This is a genomic window from Pseudomonas sp. GL-R-19, from assembly GCF_019956375.1.
Taxonomy (GTDB): domain Bacteria; phylum Pseudomonadota; class Gammaproteobacteria; order Pseudomonadales; family Pseudomonadaceae; genus Aquipseudomonas.
Map to the genome: position 1 here is coordinate 49,440 of NZ_JAHBDJ010000031.1, position 15,951 is coordinate 65,390.

General features: G+C 59.4%; 16 protein-coding genes, 1 tRNA gene and 2 pseudogenes. 12 read left to right on the forward strand and 7 right to left on the reverse strand.

Annotated features, from left to right (window positions below):
* Positions 1–19: 19 nt before the first annotated feature.
* The 4 genes and pseudogenes from phrB (at position 20) to KGA83_RS16915 (ending at position 2,746) form a co-directional block, all read left to right on the forward strand.
* On the forward strand, positions 20–1,480 hold the full coding sequence (gene phrB, locus KGA83_RS16900) for a deoxyribodipyrimidine photo-lyase (protein ID WP_223530263.1): 1,461 nt from the start codon (positions 20–22) through the stop codon (positions 1,478–1,480).
* Positions 1,464–1,562, forward strand: a pseudogene (locus tag KGA83_RS16905) (nuclear transport factor 2 family protein); the annotation flags it as partial. The gene phrB and the pseudogene KGA83_RS16905, both read left to right, overlap by 17 nt.
* Entirely contained in the window at positions 1,559–2,341 is a 783-nt protein-coding gene (locus tag KGA83_RS16910) for an SDR family NAD(P)-dependent oxidoreductase (RefSeq protein WP_108214868.1), read from the forward strand. The pseudogene KGA83_RS16905 and the gene KGA83_RS16910, both read left to right, overlap by 4 nt.
* Before the next feature lie 99 nt (positions 2,342–2,440).
* Entirely contained in the window at positions 2,441–2,746 is a 306-nt protein-coding gene (locus tag KGA83_RS16915; RefSeq protein WP_108214867.1) for a YkgJ family cysteine cluster protein, read from the forward strand.
* A gap of 122 nt (positions 2,747–2,868) precedes the next feature.
* Here the strand turns inward: KGA83_RS16915 and KGA83_RS16920 are convergent, their stop codons facing one another.
* The 6 genes from KGA83_RS16920 to hemA all read right to left on the reverse strand — a co-directional run bounded on the left by KGA83_RS16920 (position 2,869) and on the right by hemA (position 8,244).
* Positions 2,869–3,387, reverse strand: a complete 519-nt coding sequence (locus tag KGA83_RS16920) for an acyloxyacyl hydrolase (protein WP_108214866.1) — start codon at positions 3,385–3,387, stop codon at positions 2,869–2,871.
* 124 nt (positions 3,388–3,511) lie between these two features.
* Positions 3,512–4,303 (reverse strand): glutamate racemase, encoded by a 792-nt coding sequence (murI, locus tag KGA83_RS16925; RefSeq protein WP_108214865.1) that lies wholly within the window; start codon positions 4,301–4,303, stop codon positions 3,512–3,514.
* Positions 4,296–5,051 carry a molybdopterin-synthase adenylyltransferase MoeB gene (locus KGA83_RS16930; RefSeq protein ID WP_108214864.1) on the reverse strand — a complete coding sequence of 252 codons (756 nt, stop codon included), beginning with the start codon at positions 5,049–5,051 and terminating at the stop codon, positions 4,296–4,298. The genes murI and KGA83_RS16930 overlap by 8 nt, the downstream gene beginning before the upstream one ends.
* Positions 5,045–5,875 carry a peptide chain release factor N(5)-glutamine methyltransferase gene (gene prmC / locus KGA83_RS16935; RefSeq protein ID WP_108214863.1) on the reverse strand — a complete coding sequence of 277 codons (831 nt, stop codon included), beginning with the start codon at positions 5,873–5,875 and terminating at the stop codon, positions 5,045–5,047. Before prmC ends, KGA83_RS16930 begins: the two co-directional genes overlap by 7 nt.
* Positions 5,876–6,958 (reverse strand): peptide chain release factor 1, encoded by a 1,083-nt coding sequence (gene prfA / locus KGA83_RS16940; protein ID WP_108214862.1) that lies wholly within the window; start codon positions 6,956–6,958, stop codon positions 5,876–5,878. It lies immediately after the preceding gene.
* Entirely contained in the window at positions 6,955–8,244 is a 1,290-nt protein-coding gene (hemA, locus tag KGA83_RS16945; protein ID WP_218426648.1) for a glutamyl-tRNA reductase, read from the reverse strand. The genes prfA and hemA overlap by 4 nt, the downstream gene beginning before the upstream one ends.
* A 333-nt stretch (positions 8,245–8,577) precedes the next feature.
* On the opposite strand from hemA, the gene KGA83_RS16950 reads away from it, so the two are divergent.
* The 8 genes from KGA83_RS16950 to ychF all read left to right on the forward strand — a co-directional run bounded on the left by KGA83_RS16950 (position 8,578) and on the right by ychF (position 15,496).
* Entirely contained in the window at positions 8,578–10,302 is a 1,725-nt protein-coding gene (locus KGA83_RS16950; protein WP_108214860.1) for a tetratricopeptide repeat protein, read from the forward strand.
* Positions 10,303–10,306: 4 nt separating this feature from the next.
* Entirely contained in the window at positions 10,307–10,924 is a 618-nt protein-coding gene (gene lolB, locus KGA83_RS16955) for a lipoprotein insertase outer membrane protein LolB (protein ID WP_108214859.1), read from the forward strand.
* Position 10,925: 1 nt separating this feature from the next.
* Positions 10,926–11,777 carry a 4-(cytidine 5'-diphospho)-2-C-methyl-D-erythritol kinase gene (gene ispE, locus KGA83_RS16960; protein ID WP_223530264.1) on the forward strand — a complete coding sequence of 284 codons (852 nt, stop codon included), beginning with the start codon at positions 10,926–10,928 and terminating at the stop codon, positions 11,775–11,777.
* 36 nt (positions 11,778–11,813) lie between these two features.
* Positions 11,814–11,888 (forward strand) — tRNA-Gln (locus tag KGA83_RS16965).
* Positions 11,889–11,934: 46 nt separating this feature from the next.
* On the forward strand, positions 11,935–12,876 hold the full coding sequence (locus tag KGA83_RS16970) for a ribose-phosphate pyrophosphokinase (RefSeq protein WP_003208392.1): 942 nt from the start codon (positions 11,935–11,937) through the stop codon (positions 12,874–12,876).
* Positions 12,877–13,018: 142 nt separating this feature from the next.
* Complete coding sequence (locus KGA83_RS16975) at positions 13,019–13,618, forward strand: 50S ribosomal protein L25/general stress protein Ctc (RefSeq protein WP_108214857.1); 600 nt, start codon at positions 13,019–13,021, stop codon at positions 13,616–13,618.
* Positions 13,619–13,787: 169 nt separating this feature from the next.
* Positions 13,788–14,372, forward strand: a complete 585-nt coding sequence (gene pth / locus KGA83_RS16980) for an aminoacyl-tRNA hydrolase (protein WP_108214856.1) — start codon at positions 13,788–13,790, stop codon at positions 14,370–14,372.
* A 23-nt stretch (positions 14,373–14,395) separates the two neighbouring features.
* A complete protein-coding gene (ychF, locus tag KGA83_RS16985; RefSeq protein ID WP_108214855.1) occupies positions 14,396–15,496 on the forward strand; it encodes a redox-regulated ATPase YchF in 1,101 nt (366 codons plus the stop codon).
* 179 nt (positions 15,497–15,675) lie between these two features.
* Here ychF and KGA83_RS16990 read toward each other — a convergent pair.
* A pseudogene (locus tag KGA83_RS16990) lies at positions 15,676–15,822 on the reverse strand (MFS transporter); the annotation flags it as partial.
* Between the last annotated feature and the right edge of the window lie 129 nt (positions 15,823–15,951).

Sequence of the window (15,951 nt, forward strand, 5' to 3'; positions counted from 1 at the left end):
GGATCGAGTGGACACCCGCATGCAATTGATCTGGCTGCGCAGCGACTTGCGCCTGCATGACAACACCGCCCTCTCGGCTGCCGCGGCTCGCGGCCCGTGCGTGGCGGTGTTTCTGCTGAGCCCGGAACAATGGCTGGAACACGACGATGCGCCCTGCAAAGTGGACTTCTGGCTGCGTAACCTGCGCGAGTTGAGCCGCGAACTGGGTCAACTGAACATTCCCCTGCTGGTCCGCCTGGCACCTCGTTGGGATGACGCACCCCGCGCATTGCTGAACCTGTGCCGACAGTTGCAGATCGACGCTGTGTACCTCAACGAAGAGTACGGCATCCACGAATCCCGTCGCGATGCAGCCGTCACCCAGACGCTGAAGGCCGAAGGCATCGAAGTTCGCCGCTACCTCGATCAATTGCTGTTCAAGCCCGGGAGCGTGCTGACCCGCACCGGCACTTACTTTCAGGTCTTCAGCCAGTTCCGCAAAGTCTGCTACGAACGACTGCACCACTCGCTGCCCAGCCTGATCTGCGCGCCGCACAAACAAGCGCCGCTGAACATTGCCAGCGATGCGATCCCCGCGAGTGTCGACGGCTTCGCAACGCCCGATGAGAGCCTGCGCGACCTGTGGGCGGCGGGCGAAACCGAAGCCCGGCATCGCCTCGACAGCTTTAGCGATGTGCAGATCGAGCGCTATCGAAGCGAACGGGATTTCCCGGCGAAGCCCGGCACCAGTCAGCTCTCGGCCTATCTGGTCGCCGGGGTGATTTCTGTGCGCCAATGCCTGCACGCGGCCTTGAACAGCAATCAAGGTGAATTCGAAAGTGGCAAGACTGGCGCCGTCACCTGGATCAACGAACTGCTGTGGCGCGAGTTCTACAAACACATCCTGGTGGGCTACCCTCGGGTTTCCCGACACCGCGCGTTTCGTCCGCAAACCGAAGCATTGGCCTGGCGAAACGCCCCCGAAGAACTGGCCGCCTGGCAACAGGCGCGTACCGGTTTGCCGATTATCGACGCCGCCATGCGCCAACTGCTGGCAACCGGCTGGATGCACAACCGCCTGCGCATGGTGGTGGCGATGTTCCTGACCAAGAACCTGTTGATCGACTGGCGCGAAGGCGAACGCTTTTTCATGCGTCACCTGATCGATGGCGACCTGGCGGCGAACAACGGTGGCTGGCAGTGGAGTTCCTCCACCGGCACCGACTCGGCACCTTACTTCCGGATTTTCAACCCGCTGAGCCAGTCGGAAAAATTCGACCCCGAAGGCGTGTTCATCAAGCAATGGCTGCCGGAACTGGCCGGGCTGAATAAAAGAGAAGTGCACAACCCCGCCAATCTCGGCGGTCTTTTCGGTGTTGTGGATTACCCCTCACCGATCGTCGACCTGAGTGCTTCCCGTACACGTGCGTTGACGGCATTCAAAACCTGCCCTCGCGGCAATACGCCGCCGTTGGGTCATGAATTACCGCCACCGGGATGACTTCGATGCCGGGGCTTTGCTTTATGAACATTTACCCGTATTGGGCTGGGCAATTGCCTGGCTGAAAAGGAGATTGGGATGAGTCGGACACTCGCACGACGATACTGGCTGACGGGTGCAAGCAGCGGCATTGGTGCCGCCCTTGCCGAAGAAATCCTCAAAACCGGTGCGCACCTGGCCGTGAGTTCTCGCACGCCGGGACCGCTCAAAGTCTTGTCGCAACGTTATCCGGGACAAGTGCTGGTGGTCGCCGGAGACCTGACCAACAGCCAGACCGTCCGCGAGATCGGCGAGCAGATTGCCGAGGACTGGGGCTCGCTGGACACCGTGATACTCAATGCCGGCACCTGCGAGTACGTGGACGCCAAACAGTTCGACGCGTCGATAGTCGAGCATGTAGTGCGCACCAACCTGCTGGCCAGCTGCTATTGCATCGACGCCGCCCTGCCATTGCTGCGGGCCGGCACCGCACCGCACATGGTAGCCATGGCCAGTACGGTGACCTACCTGCCGCTGCCCATGGCAGAAGCCTGCGGCACTTCGAAGGCCGGGCTGCGTTATCTGTTCGAGTCCCTGCGCATCGACCTGGCCCCGGAAGGTATAGAGCTCACAGTGATCAGCCCCGGGTTTGTCGAAACGACGCTGACCACGAAAAATGACTTCTCCATGCCCTTGAGCTGGCCGGTGGAGAAAGCCGCACGGCACATCTTCGACAAACTCAAGGATCGCCCGCTGGAAATCGCTTTCCCGGCAGCGTTCATGGCCACCCTCTGGCCGCTCTCCCAACGGCCGGACCGAGAGAAACTGGAGATCGGCAAACCCATGGTGCGCAGCCAGCCGCCGATCAAGGATCAACCGTAAAAAGCGCCATCTTCGGCAGCGGTATCGCGGACGTTCCGATACTTGAGCGTCCGTCCGACCTTTCACACAGCACCCGGCGACTGCCTTACACTGCGCGCCATGAAAAACATCCCCCTTACGCAAATCGTGGAACCTGCGGTTACTTGCTCGACCTGCGCAGCCTGCTGCTGTCAGCTCGAAGTCATGCTGATCACCAATACGGGTGTGCCTGAACGGTTCATCGATACCGATGACTGGGGCGGGGAAGTCATGCTGCGCCTGGACGACGGCTGGTGTGCCGCACTGGATCGCAACACGATGATGTGCACCATCTACGAAAAACGCCCGCTGATCTGCCGGGAGTTCGAGATGGGCGCACCGGAGTGCATCGACGAACGCCAGGGGATTTCGACGGCGTATCGCTGAACAGGAAAACAACACAGCTCCTGTAGGAGCGAGCCTGCTCGCGATTGCGGATTATCAGCCAACTAAGCTGGCAACTGACACACCGTCATCGCGAGCAGGCTCGCTCCTACAGGGGGATGCCATTACAACGGCAACGTGTAATGCAGCGAGTAGCTTTCTACACCGTCGTTGGAACTGGCGAGCCCGGCGTTGGAATAGTGCGTCGCGCGGACCCCGACTTCGTGGCCGCCATTGAAGCGCAGGCCAAAACCGAACCGGTCTTCAAACTGGAAAGCACTGCCAAGGTTGTTGTCTTCGACTCGCGTATTGGAGAACGCCGCCACGCCAATGCCTGCTTCAACGTAGGGCTTGATGTTCTGGCCGGCAAATTCGTAAACGAACACCGGGGAGAACGACAGGCTGTTATTGCTGGACGTCTTGTCGCCTTCCCAGTAGGTGTAGGCGCCGCTCCAGTAACCGGTCACACGACCGACGTCACTCTGCCACCAGCTCTGGTCCCAATCGAACTGCATGCCCAGTCGATACGTCATGGTCGAATTGCTGGTCTGACCAACCGCGAACTCCACACCTGCCGCCTGCGCGGTAAAGGTGTGCCCCATTAATGCGGCCGCAATCGCGGCCAAACAGAATAGTCGCTTCATTAGAAACTTCCCTTTCCGAACAATTTCATTTGGTTTTTTTTGTTGCTCAACCCTGCAAAGCTATGGAAATCGGCGATTTATCAGAAGTTCACCCCAATTTTTCGTTTGATTCCTTTGGACTTTCTTACCTGTTGAAGCTTCGCACAATGCCAGCCGTATTCCACAGTATCGGCAAGATATTTCTGAAATGAACCGGGTCGGCGCTGGTCCAGAACTGCGCTTCACGGGCAGGCCCCTCGGCGAGCAGTTCGCCTTCGGCCAAAAGCCGCTGGAGTTGCCGCGCGACGGCGGCACCGGTATCGATCAGGCTGATGTCCTCGGGGATCATCTGCCGGAGCATCGGCTTGAGAAAAGGGTAATGGGTGCAGCCGAGAATCAGGGTGTCCGCGCCGGCGGCCAGCAGTGGTTCGACATACCCGGCCAACAGCTGACGCAGCTCGGAGCTGCGCAGATCGCCGTTTTCAATCAGTTCAACCAGCCCGGGGCACGGCTGGGTAATCACTTTCACATCCGTGGCGAAGCGGTCGAGCAATGCGGCGAACTTGGCGCTCTGCAAGGTGCCGGTGGTGGCCAGCACCCCCACCACGCCAGAGCGGGTTGCGGCGGCGGCCGGTTTGACTGCCGGCTCCATGCCGACAATGGGCCATTCGGGATAGTCACGGCGCAAGTCGGCGACGCCAGCCACCGTCGCCGTGTTGCAAGCCAGCACCAGGGCCTTGGCACCCTGCTGCTGAAAGAAGTCGGCCATCACGCTGCAACGCTGCCGGATAAATTCCGGGGTTTTCTCGCCATAGGGAATATTCCCGCAATCGGCGACGTACATCACCGTCTCGTTGGGCAACAAACGCTGGACCTCGGCCAGTACCGAGAGCCCGCCGACACCGGAGTCGAACACGCCAATCGGCGCTTCACGCATGTTTCGACCCACAGACACTGCAACCCGGATCGCGCTTGACCCGCAACTCACGGAAGCGCGTGCCCAAGGCATCGATCAACAGCAGGCGCCCCACCATCGGCTCGCCGAATCCGGCCAGCAACTTCAGTGCTTCGAGCGCTTGCAGACTGCCGACCAGCCCCACCAACGGACCGACCACGCCGGCCTCGCTACAGGTCAATTCGGCTTCGCTGCCGTGCCCGTATAAACAGTGGTAGCACGGACTCTCCGGTCGACGCGGATCGAACACCGACAGCTGCCCTTCGAGGCGAATCGCTGCGCCGCTGACCAGCGGTTTGCCGGCCGCCACACATGCGGCATTGACCGCTTCACGGGTGGAAAAATTGTCAGAGCAATCGAGGACCAGATCCACGCCTGCCACCACGGCAGCCAGGGAGTCTTCATCCAGTGCCGCGCGATGGGCGATCAGTTGAATTTCAGGATTGATCGCGCTCAGGCGCTTGAGCGCCGAATCGACCTTGGTCATGCCGACACTGTCGATGTCGTGAATGATCTGGCGTTGCAGGTTGGTCAGATCGACCGTGTCGAAGTCCGCCAGGTGCAACTCGCCAACGCCGGCCGCCGCCAGATACAGCGCCACTGGCGCGCCAAGGCCACCAAGACCGACGATCAATACGCGGCTTTCCTTGAGCCGCAACTGACCGTCAATATCGATGTGTTGCAGCAGAATCTGCCGGCTGTAACGCAGCAATTCCTGATCATTCAGCATGGCAGGCGCCCCAGACTGATGCGTTGGTGACCGCCCAGATCGGTGCGGCTGTGGACTTCTTCAAATCCGCGGGTCAGCAGCAAATCGCGGACCGCCCCGGCCTGATCATAGCCATGTTCGAGCATCAGCCAGCCGCCAGCATCGAGATGGTCCGGCGCCTGGGCGACGATCAGACGCAGATCGTCGAGCCCGTCGACACCGGCCACCAGGGCGCTGGCTGGTTCAAAGCGCACATCGCCCTCGACCAGATGCGGATCGGCCGCTGCGATGTAGGGCGGATTGCTGATGATCAGTTGAAAACGCAGACCTTCCAGGGCACTGAACCAATGGCTGCTCAGCACGGTGGCGTTGTTCAGGTGCAGGCGCTGGCGATTGCGTTCGGCCAAGGCCACGGCTTCCAGAACCCGGTCCACGGCAGTGACGCTCCAGGCCGGACGTTCACTGGCCAGGGCCAGGGCAATCGCGCCGCTGCCGGTGCCGAGGTCGAGCACTTTAGCCGGTGTGGCCGGCAACAGCTCCAACGCGGCTTCCACCAGCAATTCGGTGTCCGGGCGCGGGATCAATGTGTGCGGTGCCACTTCCAGATCCAGCTTCCAGAAACCCTGCTGGCCGAGGATATAGGCCACCGGCTCACCGTTGCGACGGCGCTGCAAATACTCGGCGAACGTCAGCGCCGCTTCGCTCGGTACGATGCGCTCCGGCCAGGTGTGCAGGAAACTGCGAGACTTGCCCAACGCCGCCGCCAGCAGCAATTCGGCATCCAGACGCGCCGTGGGCGAGTCGGGTAAATCGGCGGCGCGCAACAAACTGGCAATGATCGTCATTTACTCACCTATCGCTGCCAGTTGATCGGCCTGGTACTCGGCCAGCAACGGCTCGATCACCGCCTCCACACCGCCGGCGAGGATCTCGTCGAGGGAATACAGGGTCAGGTTGACGCGGTGGTCGGTGACCCGGCCCTGGGCAAAGTTGTAGGTGCGGATGCGCTCGGAGCGATCACCGGAACCGACCAGCAACTTGCGCTCACTGGCGATGGCGTTGGCCGCGGCGCAGGTCTGCTGATCGTTCAGCTTGGCCGACAACCAGGACATCGCCCGGGCGCGGTTCTTGTGCTGTGAACGTTCTTCCTGGCACTCGACCACGATGCCGGATGGCAAGTGGGTGATGCGGATAGCGGAATCGGTCTTGTTGACGTGCTGGCCACCGGCGCCGGAGGAGCGATAGGTATCGATGCGCAGGTCGGCCGGGTTGATCTCGATCGCTTCCTGCTCGTCCGGCTCGGGCAATACCGCCACGGTGCAGGCCGACGTGTGGATGCGGCCCTGGGATTCGGTCGCCGGAACCCGTTGCACGCGGTGCGCACCGGACTCGAATTTGAGCTTGCCGTAGACGTTGTCGCCCTCGACCCGGGCAATCACCTCTTTGTAGCCGCCGTGTTCACCCTCGTTTTCCGAGAGGATTTCCACACGCCAGCCACGGCGCTCGGCGTAGCGCGAATACATGCGGAACAGGTCGCCAGAGAAAATCGCTGCCTCGTCGCCGCCGGTGCCGGCACGGATTTCGAGAAACACGTTGCGCCCGTCGTTCGGGTCCTTGGGCAGCAGCATGCGCTGCAGGTCGGCTTCGAGCGTGACCAGGCGCTCCTTGGCCTCGCGAACTTCTTCCACGGCCATTTCACGCATGTCCGGGTCGCTGTCCTTGAGCAGTGCCTGGGCACCTTCGAGGTCATCCTGCACTTTCAGCAGTTCTTTATAGACGCCCACGATCGGTTCGACTTCCGCGTACTCCTTGGAATAGGTGCGGAACTTGTTCTGATCGGAAATGACCTCGCCGTCGCCCAGCAGGGCAGTCAATTCCTCGAAACGGTCCTGGAGGATATCCAGCTTATTGAGCAGTGACGCTTTCATTGCGGTTTTTTATCCGAAAAGCTATCCGATGAGCCCTCACCGAGGGCAAAGAGTTCCTGGGCCATCGCCAGCGCATCCAGGCGACCTTCGGCAGAGAGCTTTTTCAACTGCACGCTCGGTGCGTGCAACAGTTTGTTGGTCAGGCCGCGCGCCAACTGCACCAGCACTTCTTCGGCGCTGGTGCCGTTGGCCAACAGGCGCTGGGCCTTTTGCAGCTCTTCGTCGCGCAGGCGCTCGCTTTGTTGACGATAGGCCTTGAGTACGTCCACCGCCGCCAATTCACGCAGGCGGACCATGAAGTCTTCGGCGCCGACCGAGACCATCTCTTCGGCGGCCTGGGCTGCGCCCTGACGGCTCTTGAGGTTCTCGGCGACCACTTCGTGGAGATCGTCGACGCTGTAGAGGTAAACGTCGTCCAACTCGCCGACTTCTGGCTCGATGTCACGCGGAACGGCGATATCGACCATGAAGATCGGTTTGTGCTTGCGCAGTTTCAAGGCGCTTTCCACTGCACCCTTGCCCAGGATCGGCAATTGGCTGGCAGTGGAACTGATGACGATATCGCTGCGCACCAGCTCCGCCGGAATATCCGACAGCAACACCGCATGCGCACCGAACTGTTCGGCCAGGATACTGGCGCGCTCCAGGGTACGGTTGGCCACCACGATACGCTTTACACCCAGCTCATGCAGATGGCGGGCGACCAGGGTGATGGTCTCTCCGGCGCCAATCAGCAAGGCCTGGCTGCGTTGCAGGTCGCTGAAAATCTGCTTGGCCAGGCTCACCGCGGCAAACGCCACCGACACCGGGTTCTCGCCGATGGCTGTGTCGGTGCGCACCTGCTTGGCCGCATTGAACGTGGCCTGGAACAACCGCCCGAGCAACGGCCCGATGGTGCCGGCCTCGCGGGCCACGGCATAGGCCGACTTCATCTGGCCGAGAATCTGCGGTTCGCCCAACACCAGTGAATCGAGCCCGGAAGCGACCCGCATCATGTGACGAACTGCCGCATCATCTTCATGCACATAGGCGCTTTCGCGCAGCTCGTCATAACTCAAATGATGATATTCGGCCAGCCAGCGCAGCACGACGTCCGCCGACAGGTGATCCTGTTCTATATAGAGTTCACTGCGATTGCAGGTGGAGAGGATCGCAGCTTCGCGGCTGTCGGTGAGTCGGCAGAGCTGCTGCAAGGCCTCAACCAGCTGCTCAGGGGTAAAAGCCACGCGCTCGCGGACGTCTACTGAAGCAGTCTTGTGGTTAATACCGAGTGCAAGGAAGGCCATTCAAAGTCGCTGATGGTGACGTGAAGCCGGTAATTGTCCTACTTCGACGGAATCAGAACAACCACTCGATATCTATCGCGCCGGTAGACAACGTCGACGTTGCGAGCGATTCTCGTTTACACACAGTCAATGTGCACGCATCGATCCCTGTAGGAGCTGGCTTGCCAGCGAAAACGACAGGACAGACAACCAATCTGTCGACTGGACCATCGCCTTCGCTGGCAAGCCAGCTCCTACAGGGACCGTGTGCATGCGAAAATGGCGGGCCGGTTATGTTTGGCCGAACGCTTGTGTCATGATGATCCGACCGCAGGTTAGTCGTCCTCTTCCTATATGAATAGATCCTCCGCGTTGCTCCTCGCCTTTGTCTTCCTCAGCGGCTGCCAGGTTTTGGCACCCGTACCGTCGGACCATACGCCGCCGGTTGAAGACAGCACCCCGGCCCCTGAAAAGCCCAAGGTCTACAGCTCATTCAGCGAGGAAACCATCTTCAGCCTGTTGAGCGCCGAACTGGCAGGCCAGCGCAATCGTTACGACATTGCCCTGGACAACTATGTGACCCAGGCCATCAACACCCAGGATCCGGGCATTTCCGAGCGGGCATTCCGTATCGCCGAATATCTGGGCGCCGATCAGGCAGCCCTGGACACTGCGCTGATCTGGGCCAAAAACGCCCCCAACGACCTCGAAGCGCAACGCGCCGCCGCCGTGCAGCTGGCACGCGCCGGGCGTTATGACGACTCCATGGTCTATATGGAGAAAGTCCTGCAAGGCAAGGGCGACACGCATTTCGACTTCCTCGCGCTGTCCGCGGCCGACACCGACCAGGACACCCGCAACGGCTTGATGAAAAGCTTCGACCGTTTGTTGCAGCGTCATCCGGACAACAGCCAGCTGATTTTCGGCAAGGCGCTGCTGATGCAGCAGGATGGCGATACCAAAGGCGCGTTGAAGCTGCTGGAAAACAATCCGCCGGACGACGGCGAAATTGCCCCGATTCTGCTGCGCGCACGCCTGCTGCAAACCCTCAATCGCGGTGACGAGGCCTTGCCGCTGCTGCAAAAAAGCATCAAGAAATACCCGGACGACAAGCGCTTGCGCCTGACTTATGCGCGGATGCTGGTTGAGCAGAACCGTATGGACGACGCCAAGGCCGAGTTCTCGAGCCTGGTTCAGCAATACCCGGAGGACGACGAACTGCGTTACTCCCTGGCACTGGTCTGCCTGGAAGCCAAGGCCTGGAGTGAGGCCAAGGGTTACCTGGAAGACCTGATCGCCCGGGAAAGCCACGTCGACTCGGCGCACCTGAATCTCGGTCGCATTGCCGAAGAACAAAACGACCCGCAAGGCGCGCTGATCGAATACGCCAGGGTTGGCCCGGGCAGTGACTTCCTGCCGGCGCAATTGCGCCAGGCCGACATCCTGATGGACAACGGCAGGACCGCCGAAGCGCAAAGAAAGCTGGCGGCAGAGCGCGATGAGCAGCCCGATTATGCGATTCAGCTGTACCTGATCGAAGCCGAAACCTTGTCCGCCAACAACCAGGGCGACAAGGCCTGGAAAATTCTGCAACAAGCCTTGCAGCAATACCCGGACGATTTGAACCTGCTCTACACCCGGGCCATGCAGGCGGAAAAACGCAATGACCTGGCGCAGATGGAAAAAGACCTGCGCGCGATCATCAAGCGCGACCCGGACAATGCCATGGCATTGAACGCCCTCGGCTACACCTTGTCTGACCGCACCACACGCTACGCCGAAGCCAAGGCCCTGATCGAACAGGCGCACCAGATCAGTCCGGAAGACCCGGCGGTACTCGACAGCCTTGGCTGGGTGAATTACCGCATGGGCAATCTCGATGAAGCCGAGCGCCTGTTGCGTCAAGCCCTGGATCGCTTCCCCGATCAGGAAGTCGCCGCTCACCTGGGCGAAGTCCTGTGGGCCAACGGCAAACAGCGCGAAGCCAAACAGGTCTGGGGCAAGTTCCTCAAGGAACAACCCGACAGCCCGGCCCTGCGCGGCACCATCAAACGCCTGACCGGATCAGAGACTCTTTAAGATTATGTTTTTGCGCCATTTCATCGTTTTCAGTTTTATCGCCCTGCTCGCCGGTTGCGCGGGCCTGGGTCCCCGCGAATCAGTCGAGGGTCACGGCAACCCCGCCCAATGGCGAGAGCACAAACAGCAGCTTGCGGGCCTTGATGGCTGGCAGATCGACGGCAAGATCGGCATTCGCGCACCGAAAGATTCGGGCAGCGGCACGCTGTTCTGGTTGCAGCGTCAGGATTACTACGACATTCGCCTGTCCGGACCACTGGGCCGTGGCGCAGCTCGCCTGACCGGACGTCCGGGCAAGGTGTCGCTGGAAGTCGCCAATCAGGGACGGTACGACGCACCGAATCCGGAAGTGCTGCTCGAAGAACAGCTGGGCTGGAAATTGCCGGTGTCCAACCTGGCCTGGTGGGTGCGCGGGCTCCCGGCTCCGGACAGCAAAAGCCGTCTGACGCTGGACGGCGACAGTCGCTTGGCCAGTCTCGAACAGGACGGTTGGCAAGTCGAGTACACCGAATATACCCAACTGAACGGTTACTGGCTGCCCGAACGGATCAAACTGCATGGCACCGACCTGGATGTCACGCTGGTGATCAAGGCTTGGCAACCGCGCAAATTGGGGCAGTGAAATGCCAGACAATCGCCTGACACTGCCTTCGCCAGCCAAACTCAATTTGATGCTGCACATCCTGGGGCGCCGCGAAGACGGCTACCACGAACTGCAGACGATGTTTCAGTTTCTCGATTACAGCGACGAAATTACCTATGCCCTGCGCGATGACGGTGTCATCCGGCTGCACACCGAATTCCCGGGCGTCCCCCACGACAGCAATCTGATCGTCAAGGCCGCGAAAAAACTTCAGGAGCAATCCGCTTGCTCGCTGGGCGTCGATATCTGGATCGACAAGATCCTGCCCATGGGCGGTGGTATCGGTGGTGGCAGTTCGAATGCCGCAACGACTCTGCTCGGCCTCAATCACCTGTGGCAATTGGGCTGGGATGAAGATCGCCTGGCTGGCCTGGGGTTGACGCTCGGCGCCGATGTCCCGGTTTTCGTACGTGGCCACGCGGCTTTCGCCGAAGGCGTGGGGGAAAAACTGACCCCTGTCGACCCGGAAGAACCGTGGTATCTCGTGCTGGTGCCGCAAGTATCTGTAAGTACGGCAGAAATTTTTTCAGATCCGTTGTTGACACGTAACACTCCTCCCATTAAAGTGCGCCCCGTTCCCAAGGGAAACAGTCGAAATGACTGCTTGCCGGTGGTAACAAGGCGTTACCCAGAGGTACGTAACGCTTTGAATTTGCTAGGTAAATTTACCGAAGCAAAACTCACCGGAACTGGAAGTTGTGTGTTTGGGGGCTTCCCAAGCAAAGCTGAAGCTGATAAAGTCTCGGCCCTTCTGACAGAGACCCTTACAGGTTTTGTAGCAAAAGGAAGCAACGTTTCGATGTTGCATCGCAAGCTGCGAAGTCTGCTCTAAAGGAACCGATTACTGGGTAATCGTTGCAACAGATACAGGGGCGTCGCCAAGCGGTAAGGCAGCAGGTTTTGATCCTGCCATGCGTTGGTTCGAATCCAGCCGCCCCTGCCATTTTCCTATACTCATCCAGGTTACCCTCAGCCTTCAGGTACTGCGCGTGTCCAAGATGATGGTCTTTACGGGGAACGCTAACCCCGATCTGGCTCGGCGTGTCGTACGTCAGCTGCATATCCCTCTCGGTGACATCTCTGTCGGTAAATTCTCCGACGGCGAAATTACAGCCGAGATCAATGAAAACGTCCGCGGTAAAGACGTCTTCATTATTCAGCCGACTTGCGCTCCGACCAACGATAACCTGATGGAACTGGTTGTGATGGCTGATGCCTTCCGCCGCTCCTCGGCTACTCGTATCACTGCTGTTATTCCTTACTTTGGTTATGCCCGTCAGGATCGCCGTCCGCGTTCCGCACGTGTGGCTATCAGCGCGAAAGTCGTGGCTGACATGCTTACCGTAGTCGGCATCGACCGTGTTCTCACGGTTGATCTGCATGCTGACCAAATCCAGGGTTTCTTCGATATTCCGGTAGATAACATCTACGGCTCCCCGGTTCTGGTGGATGACATCGAAGATCAGCGCTTCGAAAACCTGATGATCGTGTCCCCGGACATTGGTGGCGTCGTGCGTGCACGTGCCGTTGCCAAATCCCTGGGCGTGGATCTCGGGATCATCGACAAACGCCGTGAGAAAGCCAATCACTCTGAAGTGATGCATATCATCGGTGATGTCGAAGGGCGTACCTGTATTCTGGTCGATGACATGGTCGATACCGCCGGCACTCTGTGCCATGCGGCCAAGGCCTTGAAAGAGCATGGCGCTGCCAAGGTTTTCGCCTACTGCACACACCCTGTGCTGTCCGGTCGGGCGATCGAAAACATCGAAAATTCCATGCTGGACGAACTGGTGGTGACTAACACCATTCCGTTGTCCGCTGCTGCACAAGCCTGCTCGCGTATCCGTCAACTGGATATCGCGCCGGTAGTTGCCGAGGCGGTTCGCCGCATCAGCAATGAAGAATCGATCAGCGCGATGTTCCGCTAAGGGCCCTGCCCTTCTCGAAATGTCTCGTTGACGAAAAGCGCCCCGCCCCGGCATTCCTGTCGGGGCGGGGCTTTTTTGCCCATATCGCCTTTAGCGCTGGTCGCAAACGCTGGGGCGAATGTGGTTATTTTGGAGATACAACATGAACGATTTTACCCTGAATGCTGAAGTGCGTTCCGACCTGGGGAAAGGTGCGAGCCGCCGCCTGCGTCGTCTCGCAAGCCTGGTTCCAGCTGTAGTTTACGGTGGCGAAAAAGCCCCTGAATCCATCAGCATGCTGGCCAAAGAAGTTGCCAAACTGCTCGAAAACGAAGCGGCTTACAGCCACATCATCGAGCTGAACGTTGGTGGCACCAAGCAGAACGTCGTGATCAAAGCCCTGCAGCGTCACCCGGCCAAAGGCCACGTGATGCACGCTGACTTCGTACGCGTAGTCGCTGGCCAGAAACTGACCGCTGTCGTTCCAGTGCACTTCATCAACGAAGAAGCACCGACCAAGAAAGGCGGCGAAATCTCGCACGTTGTTGCCGAGATCGAAGTTTCCTGCCTGCCGAAAGATCTGCCTGAGTTCATCGAAGTCGACCTGGCTAACGCTGAAATCGGTTCGATCATTCACCTGTCGGACCTCAAGGCGCCTAAAGGCGTTGAGTTCGTGGCCCTGGCACACGGCGATGACAAGGCTGTTGCCAACGTCCACGCTCCACGTGTTGCTCCAGAAGCTGCAGAAGGCGCTGCAGAGTAATTTTACTCTGTACGCCGGAGTGACCGGAAACATCGCGGACTAGAGCATAGCGAGAAAGCGGGCGAGAACGCGGAGTTTACATCATGGTAAATGAGCTATTTTCGTCCACTTTCGCCGCTCTCCCTGATTGCGGCGATGTTATCCACCACTCCAATGAAGGGCCCCTATCGTGACTGCCATCAAACTGATCGTTGGCCTGGGAAATCCAGGCGCTGAATACGAACAGACCCGGCATAACGCAGGGGCCCTTTTTGTTGAGCGCATCGCGAACGCACAAGGCGTCAACCTTGTGGCGGACCGCAAGTATTTCGGCCTGACCGGGCGCTATTCGCATCAGGGTCAGGATGTTCGTCTGCTGATTCCCACCACGTACATGAACCGTAGCGGCCAGGCCGTAGCAGCTCTGGCAGGTTTCTTCCGCATCACGCCTGAAGAAATCCTCGTGGCGCACGACGAACTCGACCTGCCACCCGGCGTCGCCAAGCTCAAACAGGGCGGCGGCCATGGCGGTCACAACGGGTTGCGCGACATCATCGCGCAACTGGGCAATCAGAATACCTTTCATCGCTTGCGGCTTGGCATTGGCCACCCGGGCGTTGCCAGTATGGTTTCAAACTTCGTCCTGAGTCGTGCGCCACGCGCCGAACAGGAAAAACTCGATGCCAGCATCGACTTTGCCCTCGGCGTGCTGCCGGATATCCTCGCCGGGGAATGGAACCGCGCGATGAAAACCCTGCACAGCCAGAAGGCCTGACTCTAACTCCTCGGGGAAACACCATGGGATTCAATTGCGGCATCGTCGGCCTGCCTAACGTCGGCAAGTCCACCCTGTTCAACGCCCTGACCAAGTCCGGGATCGCGGCCGAGAACTTCCCCTTCTGCACCATCGAGCCTAACAGCGGTATCGTGCCGATGCCGGATCCGCGCCTGGATGCCCTGGCTGCCATCGTCAATCCAAAACGCATCCTGCCGACCACCATGGAATTCGTCGACATCGCAGGCCTGGTTGCCGGCGCGTCGAAAGGTGAAGGCCTGGGCAACAAGTTTTTGGCCAACATCCGTGAAACCGATGCCATCGCCCACGTGGTCCGCTGCTTCGAAGACGAAAACGTGATTCACGTCTCCAACAGCGTCGACCCGAAACGCGACATCGAGATCATCGACCTGGAACTGATCTTCGCCGACCTCGACAGCTGCGAAAAGCAACTGCAGAAAGTCGCGCGTAACGCCAAAGGCGGTGACAAGGACGCCGTAGTCCAGAAAGGCCTGCTGGAGCAACTGATCGCCCACTTCACCGAAGGCAAGCCAGCGCGCAGCCTGATGAAGAACATGGGTGCCGACGAAAAAGCGGTGATCAAGGGCTTCCATCTGCTGACCACCAAGCCGGTCATGTACATCGCCAACGTCGCTGAAGACGGTTTCGAGAACAACCCGCACCTGGACGTTGTACGCGCCATCGCCGAAGAAGAAGGCGCCGTGGTCGTACCGGTGTGCAACAAGATCGAAGCGGAAATCGCCGAGCTCGATGACGGCGAAGAAAAAGACATGTTCCTCGAAGCCCTGGGCCTCGAAGAGCCTGGCCTGAACCGCGTGATCCGCGCCGGCTATGAAATGCTGCACCTGCAGACCTACTTCACCGCCGGTGTCGAAGAAGTCCGCGCCTGGACCGTCCGCGTCGGAGCCACCGCACCGCAAGCCGCTGGCGTGATCCACACCGACTTCGAAAAAGGCTTCATCCGCGCCGAAGTGATCGCCTACAACGACTTCATCCAGTACAAGGGCGAAGCCGGTACCAAGGAAGCCGGTAAATGGCGCCTGGAAGGCAAGGATTACATCGTCAAAGACGGCGACGTGATGCACTTCCGCTTCAACGTGTAAGCCACACCGCCCAAGAAAAAGCCGCGTTTGATACGCGGCTTTTTTGTGCCTGAAACAACCATCCGCCACACCACCGATCTACTGTAGGAGCGAGCTTGCTCGCGATGGTCTATCAGACAATCACGCGCTGACTGACACACCATCGCGAGCAAGCTCGCTCCTACAGAGGATTTGCCGGATCAGGCTTTTTTGGTACGCGGCAGGAAGATCGCCAACACCCCAAACAACGGCAGGAACGAACACAGGTAGTACACGTATTCGATACCCTGTATGTCCGCCAGATGCCCCAGTAACGCCGCGCCAATCCCGCCGAAACCGAACATCAGGCTGCGGATTCCACGACACTTGGACACTCAATCCACGATCATCTGGACAGTCATTCCACGCTCACTTGGACACCTGATCCACATCCACTTGGACAGGCAGTCGGAGCGCAGCGACGCAGGTTTGCATAG

Excerpts from the sequence above, each read along its gene's own strand:
- murI (WP_108214865.1), bottom strand. The coding sequence starts at position 4,303 with ATGCGTGAAGCGCCGATTGGCGTGTTCGACTCCGGTGTCGGCGGGCTC.
- hemA (WP_218426648.1), bottom strand. The coding sequence starts at position 8,244 with ATGGCCTTCCTTGCACTCGGTATTAACCACAAGACTGCTTCAGTAGAC.
- KGA83_RS16910 (WP_108214868.1), top strand. The coding sequence starts at position 1,559 with ATGAGTCGGACACTCGCACGACGATACTGGCTGACGGGTGCAAGCAGC.
- prmC (WP_108214863.1), bottom strand. The coding sequence starts at position 5,875 with ATGACGATCATTGCCAGTTTGTTGCGCGCCGCCGATTTACCCGACTCG.
- ispE (WP_223530264.1), top strand. The coding sequence starts at position 10,926 with ATGCCAGACAATCGCCTGACACTGCCTTCGCCAGCCAAACTCAATTTG.
- KGA83_RS16920 (WP_108214866.1), bottom strand. The coding sequence starts at position 3,387 with ATGAAGCGACTATTCTGTTTGGCCGCGATTGCGGCCGCATTAATGGGG.
- KGA83_RS16930 (WP_108214864.1), bottom strand. The coding sequence starts at position 5,051 with ATGCTGAATGATCAGGAATTGCTGCGTTACAGCCGGCAGATTCTGCTG.
- KGA83_RS16915 (WP_108214867.1), top strand. The coding sequence starts at position 2,441 with ATGAAAAACATCCCCCTTACGCAAATCGTGGAACCTGCGGTTACTTGC.
- lolB (WP_108214859.1), top strand. The coding sequence starts at position 10,307 with ATGTTTTTGCGCCATTTCATCGTTTTCAGTTTTATCGCCCTGCTCGCC.
- KGA83_RS16950 (WP_108214860.1), top strand. The coding sequence starts at position 8,578 with ATGAATAGATCCTCCGCGTTGCTCCTCGCCTTTGTCTTCCTCAGCGGC.
- KGA83_RS16975 (WP_108214857.1), top strand. The coding sequence starts at position 13,019 with ATGAACGATTTTACCCTGAATGCTGAAGTGCGTTCCGACCTGGGGAAA.
- ychF (WP_108214855.1), top strand. The coding sequence starts at position 14,396 with ATGGGATTCAATTGCGGCATCGTCGGCCTGCCTAACGTCGGCAAGTCC.
- prfA (WP_108214862.1), bottom strand. The coding sequence starts at position 6,958 with ATGAAAGCGTCACTGCTCAATAAGCTGGATATCCTCCAGGACCGTTTC.
- phrB (WP_223530263.1), top strand. The coding sequence starts at position 20 with ATGCAATTGATCTGGCTGCGCAGCGACTTGCGCCTGCATGACAACACC.